This window comes from Streptomyces roseoviridis (assembly GCF_039535235.1).
Classification (GTDB): domain Bacteria; phylum Actinomycetota; class Actinomycetes; order Streptomycetales; family Streptomycetaceae; genus Streptomyces; species Streptomyces roseoviridis.
Genome location: NZ_BAAAWU010000001.1, coordinates 2,913,802 through 2,928,470, shown reverse-complemented (window position 1 = coordinate 2,928,470; position 14,669 = coordinate 2,913,802). Strand labels below are relative to the sequence as shown.

The window sequence follows — 14,669 nt, the reverse complement described above, 5'->3', positions numbered from 1 at the left end:
GGGAGCGGCCGTCCGTGTGACGATCGGTGCATGTCCGCAGCCGCTCGTGTCACCGACATCGACGAACCGCCCGTGCGCAGGCTCTACCGCAGCGCCGACGGCCGGTGGCTCGGCGGCGTCGCGCGCGGCCTCGCCGGGCACCTCGGGCTGCCCGTCATCTGGGTCCGCGCGTTCTTCGTGGCCCTGATGCTCGCGGACGGCCTCGGCGCGTTGCTGTACGCGGTGTTCTGGATCGTCGTCCCGCTCGGCGTCGGCGGCCGCTCCGCGCCCCGGCCCGTGTTCGAGACCACCCCGGACGGCCGCCGACGCCTCCGCAAGCCCGACCGCGGCCAGGTGTTCGCCCTCGTCGCGCTCGCGCTCGGGATCAGCGCGTTCATCGGCAACCTCAACGTCGACAAGCAGGCCGGCCGCTACATCTGGCCGTCCCTGCTGATCGGCGTCGGAGTCGTCCTCGTCTGGCGGCAGGCGGACAACGCCCGCCGGGCCAGCTGGACCGATCCCGACCGGCGGCGGCGCGTCCTCCAACTGGTCCGCGGACTGGTGGGCGTCGCCCTGGTCGGCACCGGTCTCGCCGTCTTCCTCGTCGTCCGCGGCTCGGTCACCCAGCTCGGCACGGCCCTGACCGCCGCCGTCGCGGTCCTCACCGGAATCGCCCTGCTCGCCGGGCCCTGGCTGGTCCGCATGTCGCAGGACCTGAGCGAGGAGCGCACCCTGCGCATCCGCGCCCAGGAGCGCGCCGAGGTCGCCGCCCACGTGCACGACTCCGTCCTGCACACCCTCACCCTGATCCAGCGCAACGCCGACGACCCCGGCGAGGTCCGCCGGCTGGCCCGCGCCCAGGAGCGGGAGCTGCGCAACTGGCTGTACCGACCGGAGGGCACCGGCAAGGAGGAGGACGAGGAGCCCACCACCCTCGCCGAGGCGGTCAAGCGGTCCGCCGCCGAGGTCGAGGACAAGCACGGCGTCCCGCTGGAGGTCGTGGTCGTCGGCGACTGCCCGCTCGACGAGGGACTCGGCGCGCAGATGCAGGCCGCGCGCGAGGCGATGGTCAACGCCGCCAAGTACGGTGGCGAGGGCGGGCCGGTCCAGGTCTTCGCGGAGGTGGAGGGACGGACGGTCTTCGTCTCCGTCAAGGACCGCGGACCCGGATTCGACCTGGACGCGGTGCCCGCCGACCGGATGGGCGTACGAGAATCGATCATCGGCCGGATGCAGCGCAACGGCGGATCGGCGCGGCTCAGATCCGTGCCGGGCGGGGGCACGGAAGTGGAGCTGGAGATGGAGAGGGCGGACGGATGAGCGACGGGACCGGGACCGGGAGCGAGGCGGCGCAGGGCACGGAGCGCCGGGTGCGGGTCGTGCTCGTCGACGACCACCGCATGTTCCGCACGGGCGTGCAGGCCGAGATCGGCCGGACCGAGGTGACCGGCGTCGAGGTGGTCGGCGAGGCCGCCGACGTGGACCAGGCGGTCACGGTCATCACCGCGACCCGCCCCGAGGTCGTCCTCCTCGACGTCCACCTGCCGGGCGGCGGCGGTGTCGAGGTGCTGCGCCGCTGCGCGAGCCTGATGGCGGCGGCCGAGCACCCGGTCCGCTTCCTGGCCCTGTCGGTCTCCGACGCGGCCGAGGACGTGATCGGCGTGATCCGCGGCGGCGCTCGCGGCTACGTCACCAAGACGATCACCGGCACCGACCTGGTCGACTCGATCTTCCGGGTCCAGGAGGGCGACGCCGTCTTCTCGCCCCGCCTGGCGGGCTTCGTCCTCGACGCCTTCGCCTCGACGGACGCGCCGCCCGTCGACGAGGACCTGGACCGGCTCACCCAGCGGGAGCGGGAGGTGCTGCGCCTGATCGCCCGCGGCTACGCGTACAAGGAGATCGCCAAGCAGCTCTTCATCTCGGTGAAGACGGTCGAGTCCCACGTCTCGGCGGTGCTGCGCAAGCTCCAGCTCTCCAACCGGCACGAGCTGACCCGCTGGGCGACCGCCCGCCGCCTGGTGTAGCGGGGGCCGCACCCACGGAAACGGCGGCCGACGGCGACCGGCCCAAGGGGGCGCAGGCCCACGCCGGCCCCGCAGGCCCACGCCGGCCCACGTCGGCCCCGCAGGCTGACCCGGGCCATGCGGCCACACGGTTCCACCCGAGCCTCATGGCCCGTGGCCCGCGGCCCGTGGCCCGTGCCGTGGCCGTGCCCCCTGCCCCTTGCCGCGTGCGGGTGTCAGCCCACGCGCGTGGCGCCCGCGAAGGGCATCTCGTCGATCGGGGCCACCCGGATCGGGGAGCCGGGGCGAGGAGCGTGGATCATCTGCCCGCCGCCGATGTAGAGGCCGACGTGGCTGATGCCGGAGTAGAAGAAGACCAGGTCGCCCGGGGCCAGTTCGGAGCGCGACACCCGGCGGCCCGCGTTGATCTGGGTGTAGGTGGTGCGCGGCAGCGACACCCCCGCCGCGCGCCAGGCGGCCTGGGTGAGGCCGGAGCAGTCGTAGCCGGACGGGCCGGTCGCGCCCCACACGTACGGCTTGCCGATCTGCGCCCGGGCGAAGGCGATCGCCTCGGCGGCGCGGGTGGTCGGTGCCGTGATCGGTCCGCGCACCGCGGAGTCCCGGTCGGCCCGGGTCGTGACCCTGCCGCCCGAGCCCTCGCCGTGGCCGCCGGCCGCCGCCGCGGCCTCGTAGCGCGCCCGCTCCTCGGCGGTGAGCCGGGCGAGCAGCGCGCGGGCCGCGCCCAGCTTGCCCTGGACGGCCGCCTTCTGCCGCCGCAGCTCCGCCTCGTGGGCCCGCAGCTCCCGCAGTCGTCCCGCCGACTCGTCGCGCAGCTGCCGTACGGCCGCCAGCTCACGCCGTACGGAGGCGATGGCCGCGGCCTGCCGGTCCCCGGCCTTCTCGGCGAGCGCGGCCCGCTGGAGGTACTGGTCCGGATTCGAGGTCAGCGCCAGCTGGATCGCCGGGTCGAGCCCGCCGGAACGGTACTGCGCGGCCGCGAACGCGCCCAGGGCCTCGCGGGAGCGGTTCAGCCGGTCGGTCCTGCGGGCGGCCTCGTCCCGCAGCCGGTCGAAGGCGGCCCGCGCCCGGCCGGCCTGCTCCTTGGCCCCGTTGTACTTCTCCGTCGCGGCCTCGGCCTCCTCGTAGAGCCGGTCGACCTGGGCCTTGACCTGCGCGGGGGTGGGGCGCGGTGCGGCGTGCCCGGCTCCCTCGAAGACGGTCGCGGTGGCGGCGGAGGCCAGGGCCAGGGTGGCCGCGGTGCGGGCGGCCTGGCCGCCGAGAGGGGAGTGCTTGGGCTTGCGGTGCGCTGCCACGAGGGCGGGTCACATCCTCTCCCTGTGGGGGACGCTGCCCGCCGGGGCCGGCGGCGGCCCGCACAGGGGAGACGGGCCGCCGCCGGTTCTTCTCGGCGGGGGTGACCGACGACCGTCGAGGACGGCGGTGGTGGGGAGCCGGTCACCTGGGGGAGGACGCTAAGCCTGGCCGCGGCCCGGCTGCTGGGAGTTGACCGCTATTGGCGCCAGATGACGTTCCTGGACCGTTTCCTTTCGCCCCGGTACCTGCCCGGACGGCCCTTCCTGTGGTCGCCTGACCGAAGCCCCGGACCGGGTGGCCCCGCGCCGAGGCCGGTGCTATGGCCCCGATCGGGCCCGGTTAGGCTCCGCCCCATGGACGTCCTCATTCATGTCTTCGTCGCCCTGCACATCATCGGAATCGGCGCCCTGCTCGGCGGATTCCTCTCCCAGATGAAGGCGATGGGGGCCGGTACGGCCCGCTTCACCCCGGGGATGCTGCACGGCGCCCTGACCATGCTGATCACGGGTGTCGCCCTCGTCGGACTCAACCAGGCCGACGACCAGGCCGTGAACAACCTCAAGATCGGCATCAAGCTCGCCGTCCTCGTGGTGATCCTCGGCCTCGTCTACGTCAAGCGCGACGAGGAGAAGATCGACAAGGGCCTCTTCGGCGCGGTCGGCGGCCTGACCACGGCGAACATCTTCATCGCCACCCTCTGGGTCTGACCGGGCCCCAGGACCGCTAGGCGGGGCGCACGCCGCCGTGGATCGGCATGGAGTAGATCGACTCCTCGCGCACGTACGCGCCCGGCTTCGGCGCGTGGATCATCTTGCCGTCGCCGATGTAGAGGCCGACATGGCTGATGTCGTCGTAGAAGAAGACGAGATCGCCCGGGAGCAGGCCCGCCGTGGTGACCCTGCTGCCCGCCTCCACCTGGTCCCAGGTCGTACGGGGCAGGTCGACGCCCGCCGCGCGCCAGGCCGCCTGGGTGAGGCCGGAGCAGTCGTAGGAGTTCGGCCCGGTCGCGCCCCATACGTACGGCTTGCCGATCTGAGCACGGGCGAAGGCGATCGCCTCGGCGGCCTTGGCCTCGTACGAGGCCCCGGAGGGGGGCGGAGTGGCCGGGTCCGGTGTCGGGGCCGGACGGGTCCGCTCCCGCCGCTCGCGCTCGGCCTCGGCCGCCGCCCGCGCGGCCGCTTCCACCTTCGCCCGTTCCTCCGCCTTGCGCCGGGCCTCGGCCTCCCGCCGGCGCTCCAGCTCCGCGAGCCGGGCCTTCTCCTGTGCCGTCAGCCGCGCCAGGAGCGTCCGCGCCTCGGCCAGCTTCCGCTGCACGTTCCGCTTGCTGTCGCCCAGTGCCTTCTGCGAGGCGGTGAGCTCCGTGAGACCCCGCGCGGCCCGTGCCCGCTGCTTCGCCGCGGCGGCGCGCTGTGCCTCGTACGCGGCGACCGCCGTGTGCTGCCGCGCCGAGAGCCGGTCGAGCAGATGCGTCTGGTCGAAGTAGTCCTGCGGGCTGTCCGCGAAGATCAGGGTGGCGGTCGGTCCGACCGCGCCGGCGCGGTACTGGGCCGCCGCGTACGAGCCGAGCGCACGGCGCGAGGCGTTGACGGCCTCCGTGCGGCGGGCCACGTCGTCGAGGATCCGGTCGACCTCGCGGCGCTGCCGGTCGGTCGCCTCCTTGGCCCGGTTGTACTCCTGCGTCGCCGCACCGGCCTGCCGGTACAGCTCGTCGACCTTCTGCCGGATCTCCTCGACCGTCGGCCGGGCGGGCGCGGCGGGGGCGGCGGGCGCGGCCGACGCGCTCTGTCCGGACAGGAGGGTCACGGAGGCCAGGGCAGCCGTCGTGACACCGAAGGCGGTGGCGTGCGGGCGGGGCGTGCGCGGCTTGCGGTGGGACGCCAAGGCCGGCATCTCCTTCCGTGGACGCCGAAGGACACCCCTGTCCGCGCGGTGAAGCTCGCGATGAGGCCGCGATGAGGCCGCGACGAGCTCGCCACGAGCTCGCGGTGAAGCCCGCGGTGAAGGTCGTGGTGAAGCTCGCGGTGAGGCCGTGGGGGAGCGGGCCGGGCTCGGCGTGGGCCGCCCGCTCGGCGCGGTTCGCCGATGGTGGGGAGAGGTAGGGGACGGGCCGCTTGGGCGAGCACGTTAGCGAGCCGTGCGACGGCTGGGAAGGCCGAGGCGCGATATGCCCGATACGTTTTCGTGACCTTTTTCACCCCCTCCCTCCGCCCACGCCTCTCACCACGCGCCTCCCCCCGCTCTGAGAACCCGGTCACTTCGGGAGACAGGAGCGGACTGTCAGTCCGGCGTCCTAGACTCGTGGAGCGATGAGCAACAGCCTCTTTGACGACAGCTTCCTGGCGAGCCTCCAGAACCACTCCTCGGAGGAGCCTCCGCCTCTGCCCGAGGACGACCACCACGGCGCCCCGGCCGCGGAGGAGGTCCCGCACGACCTCTTCGGGGAGCACTTCGACGCGCCCCCGGCCCCCCGGGACGCGTACTACCGCGACGGCGCCCCCCGCCCCGTCGTGGACCCCGCCGCGCTCCTGGACGGGCTGAACGAGCAGCAGCGCGCCGCCGTCGTCCACACCGGCTCCCCCCTGCTCATCGTCGCCGGTGCCGGTTCCGGCAAGACCCGGGTGCTCACCCACCGCATCGCCCACCTCCTGGCCACCCGGCACGTCCACCCCGGCCAGATACTCGCGATCACCTTCACCAACAAGGCCGCCGGCGAGATGAAGGAGCGCGTCGAGCAGCTCGTCGGCCCGCGCGCCAACGCCATGTGGGTCTCCACCTTCCACAGCGCGTGCGTCCGCATCCTGCGCCGGGAGAGCAAGAAGCTCGGCTTCACGTCCTCCTTCTCGATCTACGACGCCGCCGACTCCAAGCGCCTGATGGCCCTGGTCTGCCGCGACCTGGACCTCGACCCCAAGCGCTTCCCCCCGAAGTCCTTCAGCGCCAAGGTCTCCAACCTCAAGAACGAGCTGATCGACGAGGAGACCTTCGCCGACCAGGCCGCCGACGGCTTCGAGAAGACCCTCGCCGAGGCGTACCGGATGTACCAGGCGCGGCTGCGCGAGGCCAACGCCCTGGACTTCGACGACATCATCATGACGACGGTCCACCTGCTCCAGGCGTTCCCGGACGTCGCCGAGCACTACCGCCGCCGCTTCCGGCACGTGCTGGTCGACGAGTACCAGGACACCAACCACGCCCAGTACACCCTCGTCCGCGAGCTCGTCGGCACCGGATACGAGGACCTCGGCCCCGCCGAGCTGTGCGTCGTCGGCGACGCCGACCAGTCGATCTACGCCTTCCGTGGCGCGACGATCCGCAACATCCTCCAGTTCGAGGAGGACTACCCGGACGCCACCACGATCCTGCTGGAGCAGAACTACCGCTCCACCCAGACGATCCTGTCCGCCGCCAACGCCGTCATCGAGCGCAACGAGTCCCGCCGCCCCAAGAACCTGTGGACCAACGCGGGCGCCGGCGCGCAGATCACCGGCTACGTCGCCGACACCGAGCACGACGAGGCCCAGTTCGTCGCCGACGAGATCGACCGGCTCACCGACGCCGGCGAGGCCAAGGCCGGCGACGTCGCCGTCTTCTACCGCACCAACGCACAGTCCCGCGTCTTCGAAGAGATCTTCATCCGCGTCGGCCTGCCCTACAAGGTCGTCGGCGGCGTGCGCTTCTACGAGCGCAAGGAGGTCCGCGACGTCCTGGCCTACCTGCGCGTCCTCGCCAACCCCGAGGACAACGTGCCGCTGCGCCGCATCCTCAACGTCCCCAAGCGCGGCATCGGCGATCGCGCCGAGGCGATGATCGACGCCCTGGCGCTGCGCGAGAAGATCACCTTCCCGCAGGCGCTCAAGCGCGTCGACGAGGCGTACGGCATGGCGGCCCGCTCCGCCAACGCCGTCAAGCGCTTCAACACGCTGATGGAGGAGCTGCGCACCATCGTCGACTCGGGCGCCGGACCCGCCGTGGTCCTGGAGGCCGTGCTCGAACGGACGGGTTACCTCGCGGAGTTGCAGGCGTCCACCGACCCGCAGGACGAGACCCGGATCGAGAACCTCCAGGAACTCGCCGCCGTGGCACTGGAGTTCGAGCAGGAGCGCGGGGAGGAGGGCGGATCGCTCGCCGAGTTCCTGGAGCAGGTCGCCCTCGTCGCCGACTCCGACCAGATCCCCGACGAGGACGAGGAGGGCTCCGGGGTCATCACCCTGATGACCCTCCACACCGCCAAGGGCCTGGAGTTCCCGGTGGTCTTCCTCACCGGCATGGAGGACGGCGTCTTCCCGCACATGCGGGCCCTCGGCCAGACCAAGGAGCTGGAGGAGGAGCGCCGCCTCGCCTACGTGGGCATCACGCGCGCCCGTGAGCGGCTCTATCTGACCCGTTCCGCGATGCGCAGCGCCTGGGGCCAGCCCTCGTACAACCCGGCCTCGCGCTTCCTGGAGGAGATCCCCGCCGCGTATCTGGAGTGGAAGCGGACGGGTCCGATGGCCAAGCCCGCCGGGCCGACCTCGGGCATCACGTCCTCGCTCTCCTCCTCGCGCACCCGCTCCGGCCCCTCGGGCTTCGCCACCCGGCGCACCACCGACAAGCCGGTGGTCTCGCTCCAGGTCGGCGACCGGGTCACCCACGACCAGTTCGGCCTCGGCACGGTCATGGCGGTGACGGGCGTGGGCGCGGACGCACAGGCCACGATCGACTTCGGCGACGAGAAGCCGAAGCGACTGCTGCTGCGGTACGCGCCGGTCGAGAAGCTGTAAGGCAGCCGCGCAGACGCGAGGAGGGGCCCCGACTTCCGTCGGGGCCCCTCCTCGTGCGTCGCGTCCGGGCGTCAGCTGGTCGGGTCGAGACCGTGGCTGCGCAGCCAGCTCAGCGGGTCGATCGCCGCGCCGCCGTTCGGCCGGACCTCGAAGTGGAGGTGCGGGCCGGTGGAGTTGCCGGAGTTGCCGGAGTACGCGATGACGTCGCCGGCCTTGACCTTGCCGGAGCGGATCTTGGTACTGCTGAGGTGGCAGTACCAGGTCTCCGTGCCGTCCGGGGAGGTCACGATCGCCATGTTGCCGTAGGCGCTGTTCCACTGCGTGCGGACGGTGCCGTCGGTCGCGGCCATCACGGGCGTGCCGTACTGCACGGGGAAGTCGATGCCGGTGTGCACGGACATCCAGTTCACGCCGGACTGGCCGTAGCGGGCGCTGAGCTGGTGCAGCTTCACCGGCAGCCAGAACTTGGGGCGCAGGGCCTCCTTGCGGGCCGCCTCCTCCTCGCGCTTCTTCTTCTCCGCCTCCTGGCGGAGCTTCAGGTCGATGCGCTCCTGGGTGCGGCTGGCCCGGTCGCCGAAGTCGCGGGCGTCGGCGCTGAGCGCGGCGAGCTGCGTGTCCAGCTTGCTGTTGGCGGCGACCTGCTTGACCGAGGCCGGATCGGCGGCGGCGAGGGTCGTCGTGTCGTCCTTGCCGTCAGCGCCGGAGTCCGTGAGTCCGCTCACCGAGGCGGCGGCGATGCCGGCGACACCCATGACGCAGGCCGACGGGACGGCGACGGTCAGCAGCGCGGACCGCTTGGCGGGCGTACGGCGCCGGCCACGGCTGCCACCGCCGGAACGGCGCACGGCGCGGGCGCCCGGGGCGGCCGGAACGGCCTCGGGGGTGACGTCGACGCTGGTGTCCAGGTCGGTGTCGAGGCCCCCCGCGAGGTCGGGGTCGAGGTCGGGGTCCAGCTGCAGGGCGACCATGGTCTCGGCGCCGTGGAAGGCTTCCAGCCGGTCCCGCTCCTGCTGCGCCTGCTGCTCCTGGCCGTAGGCGGCGGTGTCGTACACGGCCGTCGTCTCGTACGCCGGGTTCGCGTCGTAGGCGGTCGTGGCGTCGTACGCCGCCGAGGTGTCGTACGTGCCCGTCGCGTCGTACGTCCCGGTCGTGTCGTACGCGGAGTTCTCGTACGCGCCCGTCTCGTACGTCGCCGTGTCGTACGCGACCGTCTCGGGGTGGTTCTCCGCGGTGAACTGCTGCGGGACGAGCGGCTCGGGCGCGGCGCCCTGGTTCCACGCGGTGGCGTCGTACGTGCCGGTCTCGAAGCCGGGCGTCGTCCACTGGCCGGTGGTGTCGTACGAGGCGAAGGCCGCGGCCTCGTACTGGCCGGTCTGCTGCGCCTCGGTCCAGGCGGTGGCGTCCCACTGGCCGGTGGCGGTGTACGAACCGTGGGAACCGGTGTCCCACTGGCTGCTGTAGTCGGTGTAACCGCTGTACCCGTGCTGGTCGGACTGTGCCGAGTAGTCCGCGTAACCGGCCTGACCTGCGTCGTAACCGGCGTCGTACGTGCCGAACAGGGGGTCGACGGCGAAGCTGCCCGTGGTCTGGGTGGCGTCCGTGACGTACCCGGCGTGGGGGTGCTGGTCGTTCACCAACTTCTCTCTCGCCTCGGCAGCAGGGGGTCATGCGGGGGGTCAAGCAGTGGCGTGACTGTACCCGGCGGTACGCGCGCCCGACAATCTTCGGCGGGTTTCGAGGCGCCAGGAAACGGGCAATCGGCCGTCTTTCGGCGAGTTGAGGGAAGAGCTTTGGTTCTGTGTTCGAAGAACGTTCGAAGAACGGTGGCCCTCTGGTGACCCGTCAGGCCACCGAAGCGGACCCCGGTGATCCGTCTTTCGTGTCCCTCGTGCGCTCCCCGTCGTCGAGGGCGGCCAGGATGCCGACGGCGACCGTCGGATGCACCGGCAGGGCGAGGTGCCCGACGCCGCTGACCCGCACGTTGTGGACGATCAGGTCGGGGTGGTCGAGGCGGGCCGTCTCCACCGGCACCATCACCTGGTCCAGATCGCTCCAGAAGCTCACGAACCGGGTGCGGCAGCCGGGTGCCGGATCCGCGAGCAACCGCAGCACCTCCGAACCCGGCCGCATCTGGCGCACCAGCGGATGCGCGTCGGCCAGCGGCACGAACGTGGTGCCCGCGTGCGGGGTGCCCAGCATGACGAGGGTGCGCACCCGGGCGTCACCGCCCAGGCGCTGTACGTAATAGCGGGCGATGAGGCCGCCCAGGCTGTGGCCGACCAGATCCACCTCGGCGTGACCGGTCCGGGCGAGCAGCTCCTCGACCCGCCGTCCGAGCAGCTCGGCGGCGGTGCGCAGGTCGCAGGTGAGCGGGGAGTAGTTGAGCGACTCGACGCGGTCACGGCCGTGGCGGGCGAGGGCGCGGCGCAGCAGGACGAAGACGGACCGGTTGTCCACGAAGCCGTGCAGCAGCACGACGGGGCGGGTGCCGGGCGGCGCCGTCGGGCCGGTCCGGCCACGGCGCGCGGCGACGACATCGGAAGGGACGAGCCCGGAGGGGATGAGACCGGAGGGATAGAGCACCAGGTGTCCCGCGAGGACCGCGAGCTCCAGGGCCGTGGCCTTCATCCGGTCGGCGACGCGGTCGGCGAACCCTCCGGCGATCCGGCTGGTGAGTGCGGTGGGGGTGAGCGCCATCGCGGCCTCCGTCCCGTACGGCGGTGCGCCGCACGTCCGTGCCGTGCGGCCGGTGCCGCGGCGTACGGCGACCCCGTGGCGGCTCCTCGGCGGAGCGAACAAGGTCCCACGTGTGATTTCCCCCTCGCTGCCCACCGCGAAACGGCCGCGTGCGGGATGCTGGCGATAACGTTCGTTCACCTCCCCGGCAATCAGGCGCGGGGGTCGCATGTGGAGGCAGTGATGGGTGTGACCGGTCCGATCCGCGTGGTGGTAGCCAAGCCGGGTCTCGACGGCCACGATCGCGGGGCCAAGGTGATCGCGCGGGCGCTGCGCGATGCCGGTATGGAGGTCATCTACACGGGCCTCCACCAGACGCCCGAGCAGATCGTGGACACCGCGATCCAGGAGGACGCCGACGCGATCGGCCTCTCGATCCTCTCCGGCGCTCACAACACGCTGTTCGTGAAGGTGCTCGAGCTCCTGAAGGAGCGCGACGCGGAGGACATCAAGGTCTTCGGCGGCGGCATCATCCCGGACGCGGACATCGCGCCGCTGAAGGAGAAGGGCGTGGCGGAGATCTTCACCCCGGGCGCGACGACGGCGTCGATCGTGGACTGGGTGAACGCCAACGTCCGCGTGGCGGCCTGACGACGACACCACCGCACCGACGGGGCGGCCCGGTCACGGACCGGGGCCGCCCCGTCGCCGTACGCGGTGGCCGGCCGCGCCCGGAAGCGGTCGGGGCCGCGCAGCGGGCCTCGGCCCGGACCGTCCCGGGCCGTGGGCCCTCCGGGCCGTGGGCCTCGGGGCCGGTGGTCCGACGGTCGGGCGCGCCGGGGTGCGTCGGGCGCGTCGGGGTGCGACGGGCTGCTCAGGTTGCTCAGGGCGAGACGAGCTCCGCGTGCATCGAGGCCCGCAGCTCCAGGGTCGAGACCAGGCGCCGGAAAGCCTCCGACCAGTAGCCGCCCGCGCCGGGGGAGGCGTCCTCCGCTTCGGCCGGAAGGGCGGTGAGGGCGGCCAGCTGCGGCGCGGCGGACGGGGACAGACACCGCTCGGCCAGGCCCATCACCCCGCTGAAGCTCCACGGATAGCTGCCCGCGTCACGGGCGATGTCCAGGGCGTCGACCACGGCCCGGCCCAGCGGCTCCGCCCAGGGCACCGCGCAGACGCCGAGCAGCTGGAACGCCTCCGACAGGCCGTGCGCCGCTATGAACGACGCCACCCACGCCGCCCGCTCCTCCGCCGGAAGCGTGGACAGCAACTGCGCGCGCTCCGCGAGCGAGGACGTCCCCGGGCCGGTCGCCTGCGGAGCCGCCGGCGAGCCGAGCAACGCCCGCGACCAGTCCGCGTTCCGCTGGCGCACCGCTGCCCGGCACCAGGCGGCGTGCAGCTCGCCGCGCCAGTCGTCCGTGACGGGCAGGGCGACGATCTCCTCCGGGCCGCGTCCCCCGAACCGCCTCGGCCAGCAGTCCAGCGGTGCCGCCTCGACCAGCTGGCCGAGCCACCAGGAACGCTCGCCGCGCCCGGTGGGCGGGGTGGGCACCACGCCGTCGTTCCGCATCCCCGCGTCGCACTCGTGCGGTGCCTCCACGACGATCCGCTCCGCCCCCTCCGTACGGTCGAGGGAGACGCACGACGCGGCCCGCTCGGCCATGCGCGCGGCCAGCGCGGAGGCGGGCAGCGCGGAGAGCAGTTCAGCCGCCGTCGCCCGGACGTTACGGCTGCGGTCGGACAGCGCCGCCTCCAGGAACTCCTCGTCCGCCGGGCCGAGCCCCGCACGCAGCGAGTCCAGGAACATCAGCCGGTCCTCGGCGCGCTCCTCGCCCCAGGTCGAGGCGAGCAGCTCCCGGCCCCGGGCCGGATCCTGGGCCCGTACGGCCGAGAGCAGCGCGACCCGCTCCGCGAACAGGCCCTCCTCCCACAGGGCCAGGACCGCGTCCCCGTCGTGCGGGTCGGGCAGCGCGCCACCGCCGCCGGCCCCGCGCAGCGCGAACTTCCACTCCGGGTTGAGCCGGGCCAGCCACAGCCCGCGCGGGCCCGCGAAGGCCAGCGCCTGGGGGCGCAGGTCCGTCCTGGCCCGGGCCGCGTCGAGCAGCGCGGGCAGGGCGGCCGCCGGGGCGCGGTAGCCGTGCTCGTTGGCGGCGGCGAGCCACTGCGGCAGCAGCTCGGCCAGATCCGGGGCCGCCCCGCGCCGCCCCCCGGACGGCGCGGGCGCGGCCCGGCCCGCGAGGAGCTGCGCCAGCCGGCGCCTGGCCGCGTCGGGCAGCGGCCGGCGCCCGTCCTCCGGCGCGGCCTCCAGCGGGGCCGCCGCCGGACCGGGCCGCAGCCCCGCCCTGCGCCGTACGGTGTGCACGGCGGCCGCGTCGAGCAGGGCGACGGCCGCCGTGTCCCCCGCGCTCCCGGCGGGCGGCTTCCGGTCGGTGCCCAGCAGCGCCGACGTGACGAGCTCTTCCCAGGCGTCCATGGACTCCTCCAGACGTGTGTGGCCGAGTGGTCGACGACGTTTCAGACGAGCGGCACCGTCTCCCCGGGCGCCTCCGGCTCCCAGGCGGCCAGCGGGGTGAACCCCCGGTGCCCGATCTCCCCGAACACGGTGATCGGCCCGCCGCCCGACAGGGCGACGAGACGCCACAGCCCGGAATGCCCCTGTGCGCCCCGGCTCAAGGGCACGGCCCCGTTCGGGCGCACGCCGCCGGGGGCGGGCGTGCGGTCCCGGGTGTGCGGCGGCACCGGGCTCCGGGGCTCCGCCGCGCTCGTGTCGGTCAGCTGCCAGCCGTCGTCCGAGCGGGCCGGGACGACGCCGGCCAGGGTGACCGGCCAGGCGTCCAGCCAGGGGTCCTCCCGGAGGGCCCGGCCGTAGGCGGCGAGGGCGTCGGTGAGCGAGAGGCCGGGGGGCGGGGCGGCCGAGGAGGAGAGGCCGAAGCGCTCGACCAGCTCCGCGCGGAGGCCGCCACCGCCCTCGTACGGCCGCAGTACGGCGTCCAGTTCCGACCCGACCGGCAGGGCGAGTTCGGGTGCGCGGCCCGCCGCCCCGAAGGAGAGGAGGAGGGCCGTGCGGCCGCTGGTGCGGCCGTGGAGCCAGATGCGGCGGGTCGTCAGACGGCTGTCCGCCGAGTCGTACTGGGCCAGCACCAGCCACCGGTCGCGCAGCTCGGGGCCCTCCGGCGGCGCCGACAGGCCGACCCGGCTCCGCACCGTCGCCGCCAGCGGACCGGGCAGCCGGTCGGCGGACAGCCAGGCGCGGTCGAGGAGATGGGTCAGCGCGCACTCCTCCAGGAGACGCACCGGCCAGCCGGCCACCGAGCCCGGTATCGCCCCCAACTCCCGCACCCGGCCCGCGAGACCCGGCGCCTGCGCGTCGACCATGCGGGCCGCGGTCTCCTCCCACAAGCCCGACCCGGCGGACTCGGCCGAGGCCAGGCCGCCGCGCAGCAGGTCCGCGAGCCGCCGCTCCAACTCCTCGGCGCCCGCGGTGATCCGGGCCGCCCGCCGCTCGGCGCGGCGACGCGCCGCCTCGGGGTCCGCCGGACCGGCGGCCGCCCCGGCGCGCGCACCCCCGGCCCGCTCGCGCCGCCCCGCCAGCCACTCCTCCGCCCAGTCCGGCGCCCCCGCCGCCCCGTCGGGCACCCCGCCGCCGGCCCACAGCAACAGCAGCCCCAGCGCGTGCTTGCACGGGAACTTCCGGCTCGGACAACTGCACGCGTACGCCGGGCCGGTGGTGTCCACCACCGTCCGGTACGGCGTGCGCCCGCTCCCCTCGCACAGGCCCCACACGGCCGCCGAACCGTCGCGGCCCGCCCCGGACCACGGCCCGGCCACGCCGAGCTTGCTCCCCGCCTTGCGCGACGCGTCGTCAGGAGCCAGTGCCAGCACCTGTTCCGCCGTCCAGCGCACCCCCTGATCAGTCATGCGAACGACCGTACGGGTCCCCACT

Annotated in this window: 11 protein-coding genes; 5 read left to right on the top strand and 6 right to left on the bottom strand. The window is 73.9% G+C overall.

Features of this window, described 5'->3' with window-relative positions; all coding sequences use genetic code 11:
* Window positions 1-30 precede the first annotated feature (30 nt).
* Window positions 31-1,299 (top strand): ATP-binding protein, encoded by a 1,269-nt coding sequence (locus ABD954_RS13025; RefSeq protein WP_345486190.1) that lies wholly within the window; start codon window positions 31-33, stop codon window positions 1,297-1,299.
* Window positions 1,296-2,003, top strand: coding sequence for a LuxR C-terminal-related transcriptional regulator (locus ABD954_RS13020; RefSeq protein ID WP_345486189.1), 708 nt, complete (start codon window positions 1,296-1,298; stop codon window positions 2,001-2,003). The genes ABD954_RS13025 and ABD954_RS13020 overlap by 4 nt, the downstream gene beginning before the upstream one ends.
* A gap of 215 nt (window positions 2,004-2,218) precedes the next feature.
* Here the strand turns inward: ABD954_RS13020 and ABD954_RS13015 are convergent, their stop codons facing one another.
* Window positions 2,219-3,295 carry a C40 family peptidase gene (locus ABD954_RS13015; RefSeq protein WP_345486188.1) on the bottom strand — a complete coding sequence of 359 codons (1,077 nt, stop codon included), beginning with the start codon at window positions 3,293-3,295 and terminating at the stop codon, window positions 2,219-2,221.
* Between the two features lie 354 nt (window positions 3,296-3,649).
* On the opposite strand from ABD954_RS13015, the gene ABD954_RS13010 reads away from it, so the two are divergent.
* On the top strand, window positions 3,650-4,003 hold the full coding sequence (locus tag ABD954_RS13010) for a hypothetical protein (protein WP_345486187.1): 354 nt from the start codon (window positions 3,650-3,652) through the stop codon (window positions 4,001-4,003).
* Between the two features lie 16 nt (window positions 4,004-4,019).
* Here the strand turns inward: ABD954_RS13010 and ABD954_RS13005 are convergent, their stop codons facing one another.
* A complete protein-coding gene (locus tag ABD954_RS13005; protein ID WP_345486186.1) occupies window positions 4,020-5,186 on the bottom strand; it encodes a C40 family peptidase in 1,167 nt (388 codons plus the stop codon).
* Window positions 5,187-5,602: 416 nt separating this feature from the next.
* Between ABD954_RS13005 and pcrA the strand changes: the two genes are divergently transcribed.
* Entirely contained in the window at window positions 5,603-8,056 is a 2,454-nt protein-coding gene (gene pcrA, locus ABD954_RS13000) for a DNA helicase PcrA (RefSeq protein WP_345486185.1), read from the top strand.
* Window positions 8,057-8,127: 71 nt separating this feature from the next.
* Here pcrA and ABD954_RS12995 read toward each other — a convergent pair whose 3' ends face one another.
* A complete protein-coding gene (locus ABD954_RS12995; protein ID WP_345486184.1) occupies window positions 8,128-9,690 on the bottom strand; it encodes a peptidoglycan DD-metalloendopeptidase family protein in 1,563 nt (520 codons plus the stop codon).
* A 208-nt stretch (window positions 9,691-9,898) separates the two neighbouring features.
* Window positions 9,899-10,753 carry an esterase/lipase family protein gene (locus tag ABD954_RS12990; RefSeq protein WP_382745636.1) on the bottom strand — a complete coding sequence of 285 codons (855 nt, stop codon included), beginning with the start codon at window positions 10,751-10,753 and terminating at the stop codon, window positions 9,899-9,901.
* A gap of 222 nt (window positions 10,754-10,975) precedes the next feature.
* On the opposite strand from ABD954_RS12990, the gene icmB reads away from it, so the two are divergent.
* Complete coding sequence (gene icmB / locus ABD954_RS12985) at window positions 10,976-11,383, top strand: coenzyme B12-dependent isobutyryl CoA mutase small subunit (RefSeq protein ID WP_158989561.1); 408 nt, start codon at window positions 10,976-10,978, stop codon at window positions 11,381-11,383.
* Window positions 11,384-11,615: 232 nt separating this feature from the next.
* On the opposite strand, the gene ABD954_RS12980 is transcribed toward icmB, so the two are convergent.
* Both ABD954_RS12980 and ABD954_RS12975 read right to left on the bottom strand, forming a co-directional pair.
* Window positions 11,616-13,199: a DUF5691 domain-containing protein gene (locus ABD954_RS12980; RefSeq protein WP_345486183.1), complete on the bottom strand. Its 1,584-nt coding sequence runs from the start codon at window positions 13,197-13,199 to the stop codon at window positions 11,616-11,618.
* A gap of 41 nt (window positions 13,200-13,240) precedes the next feature.
* The gene (locus tag ABD954_RS12975) at window positions 13,241-14,644 is read right to left on the bottom strand and encodes an SWIM zinc finger family protein (RefSeq protein ID WP_345486182.1); all 1,404 of its coding nucleotides are present in this window, start codon (window positions 14,642-14,644) and stop codon (window positions 13,241-13,243) included.
* Window positions 14,645-14,669: the final 25 nt, after the last annotated feature.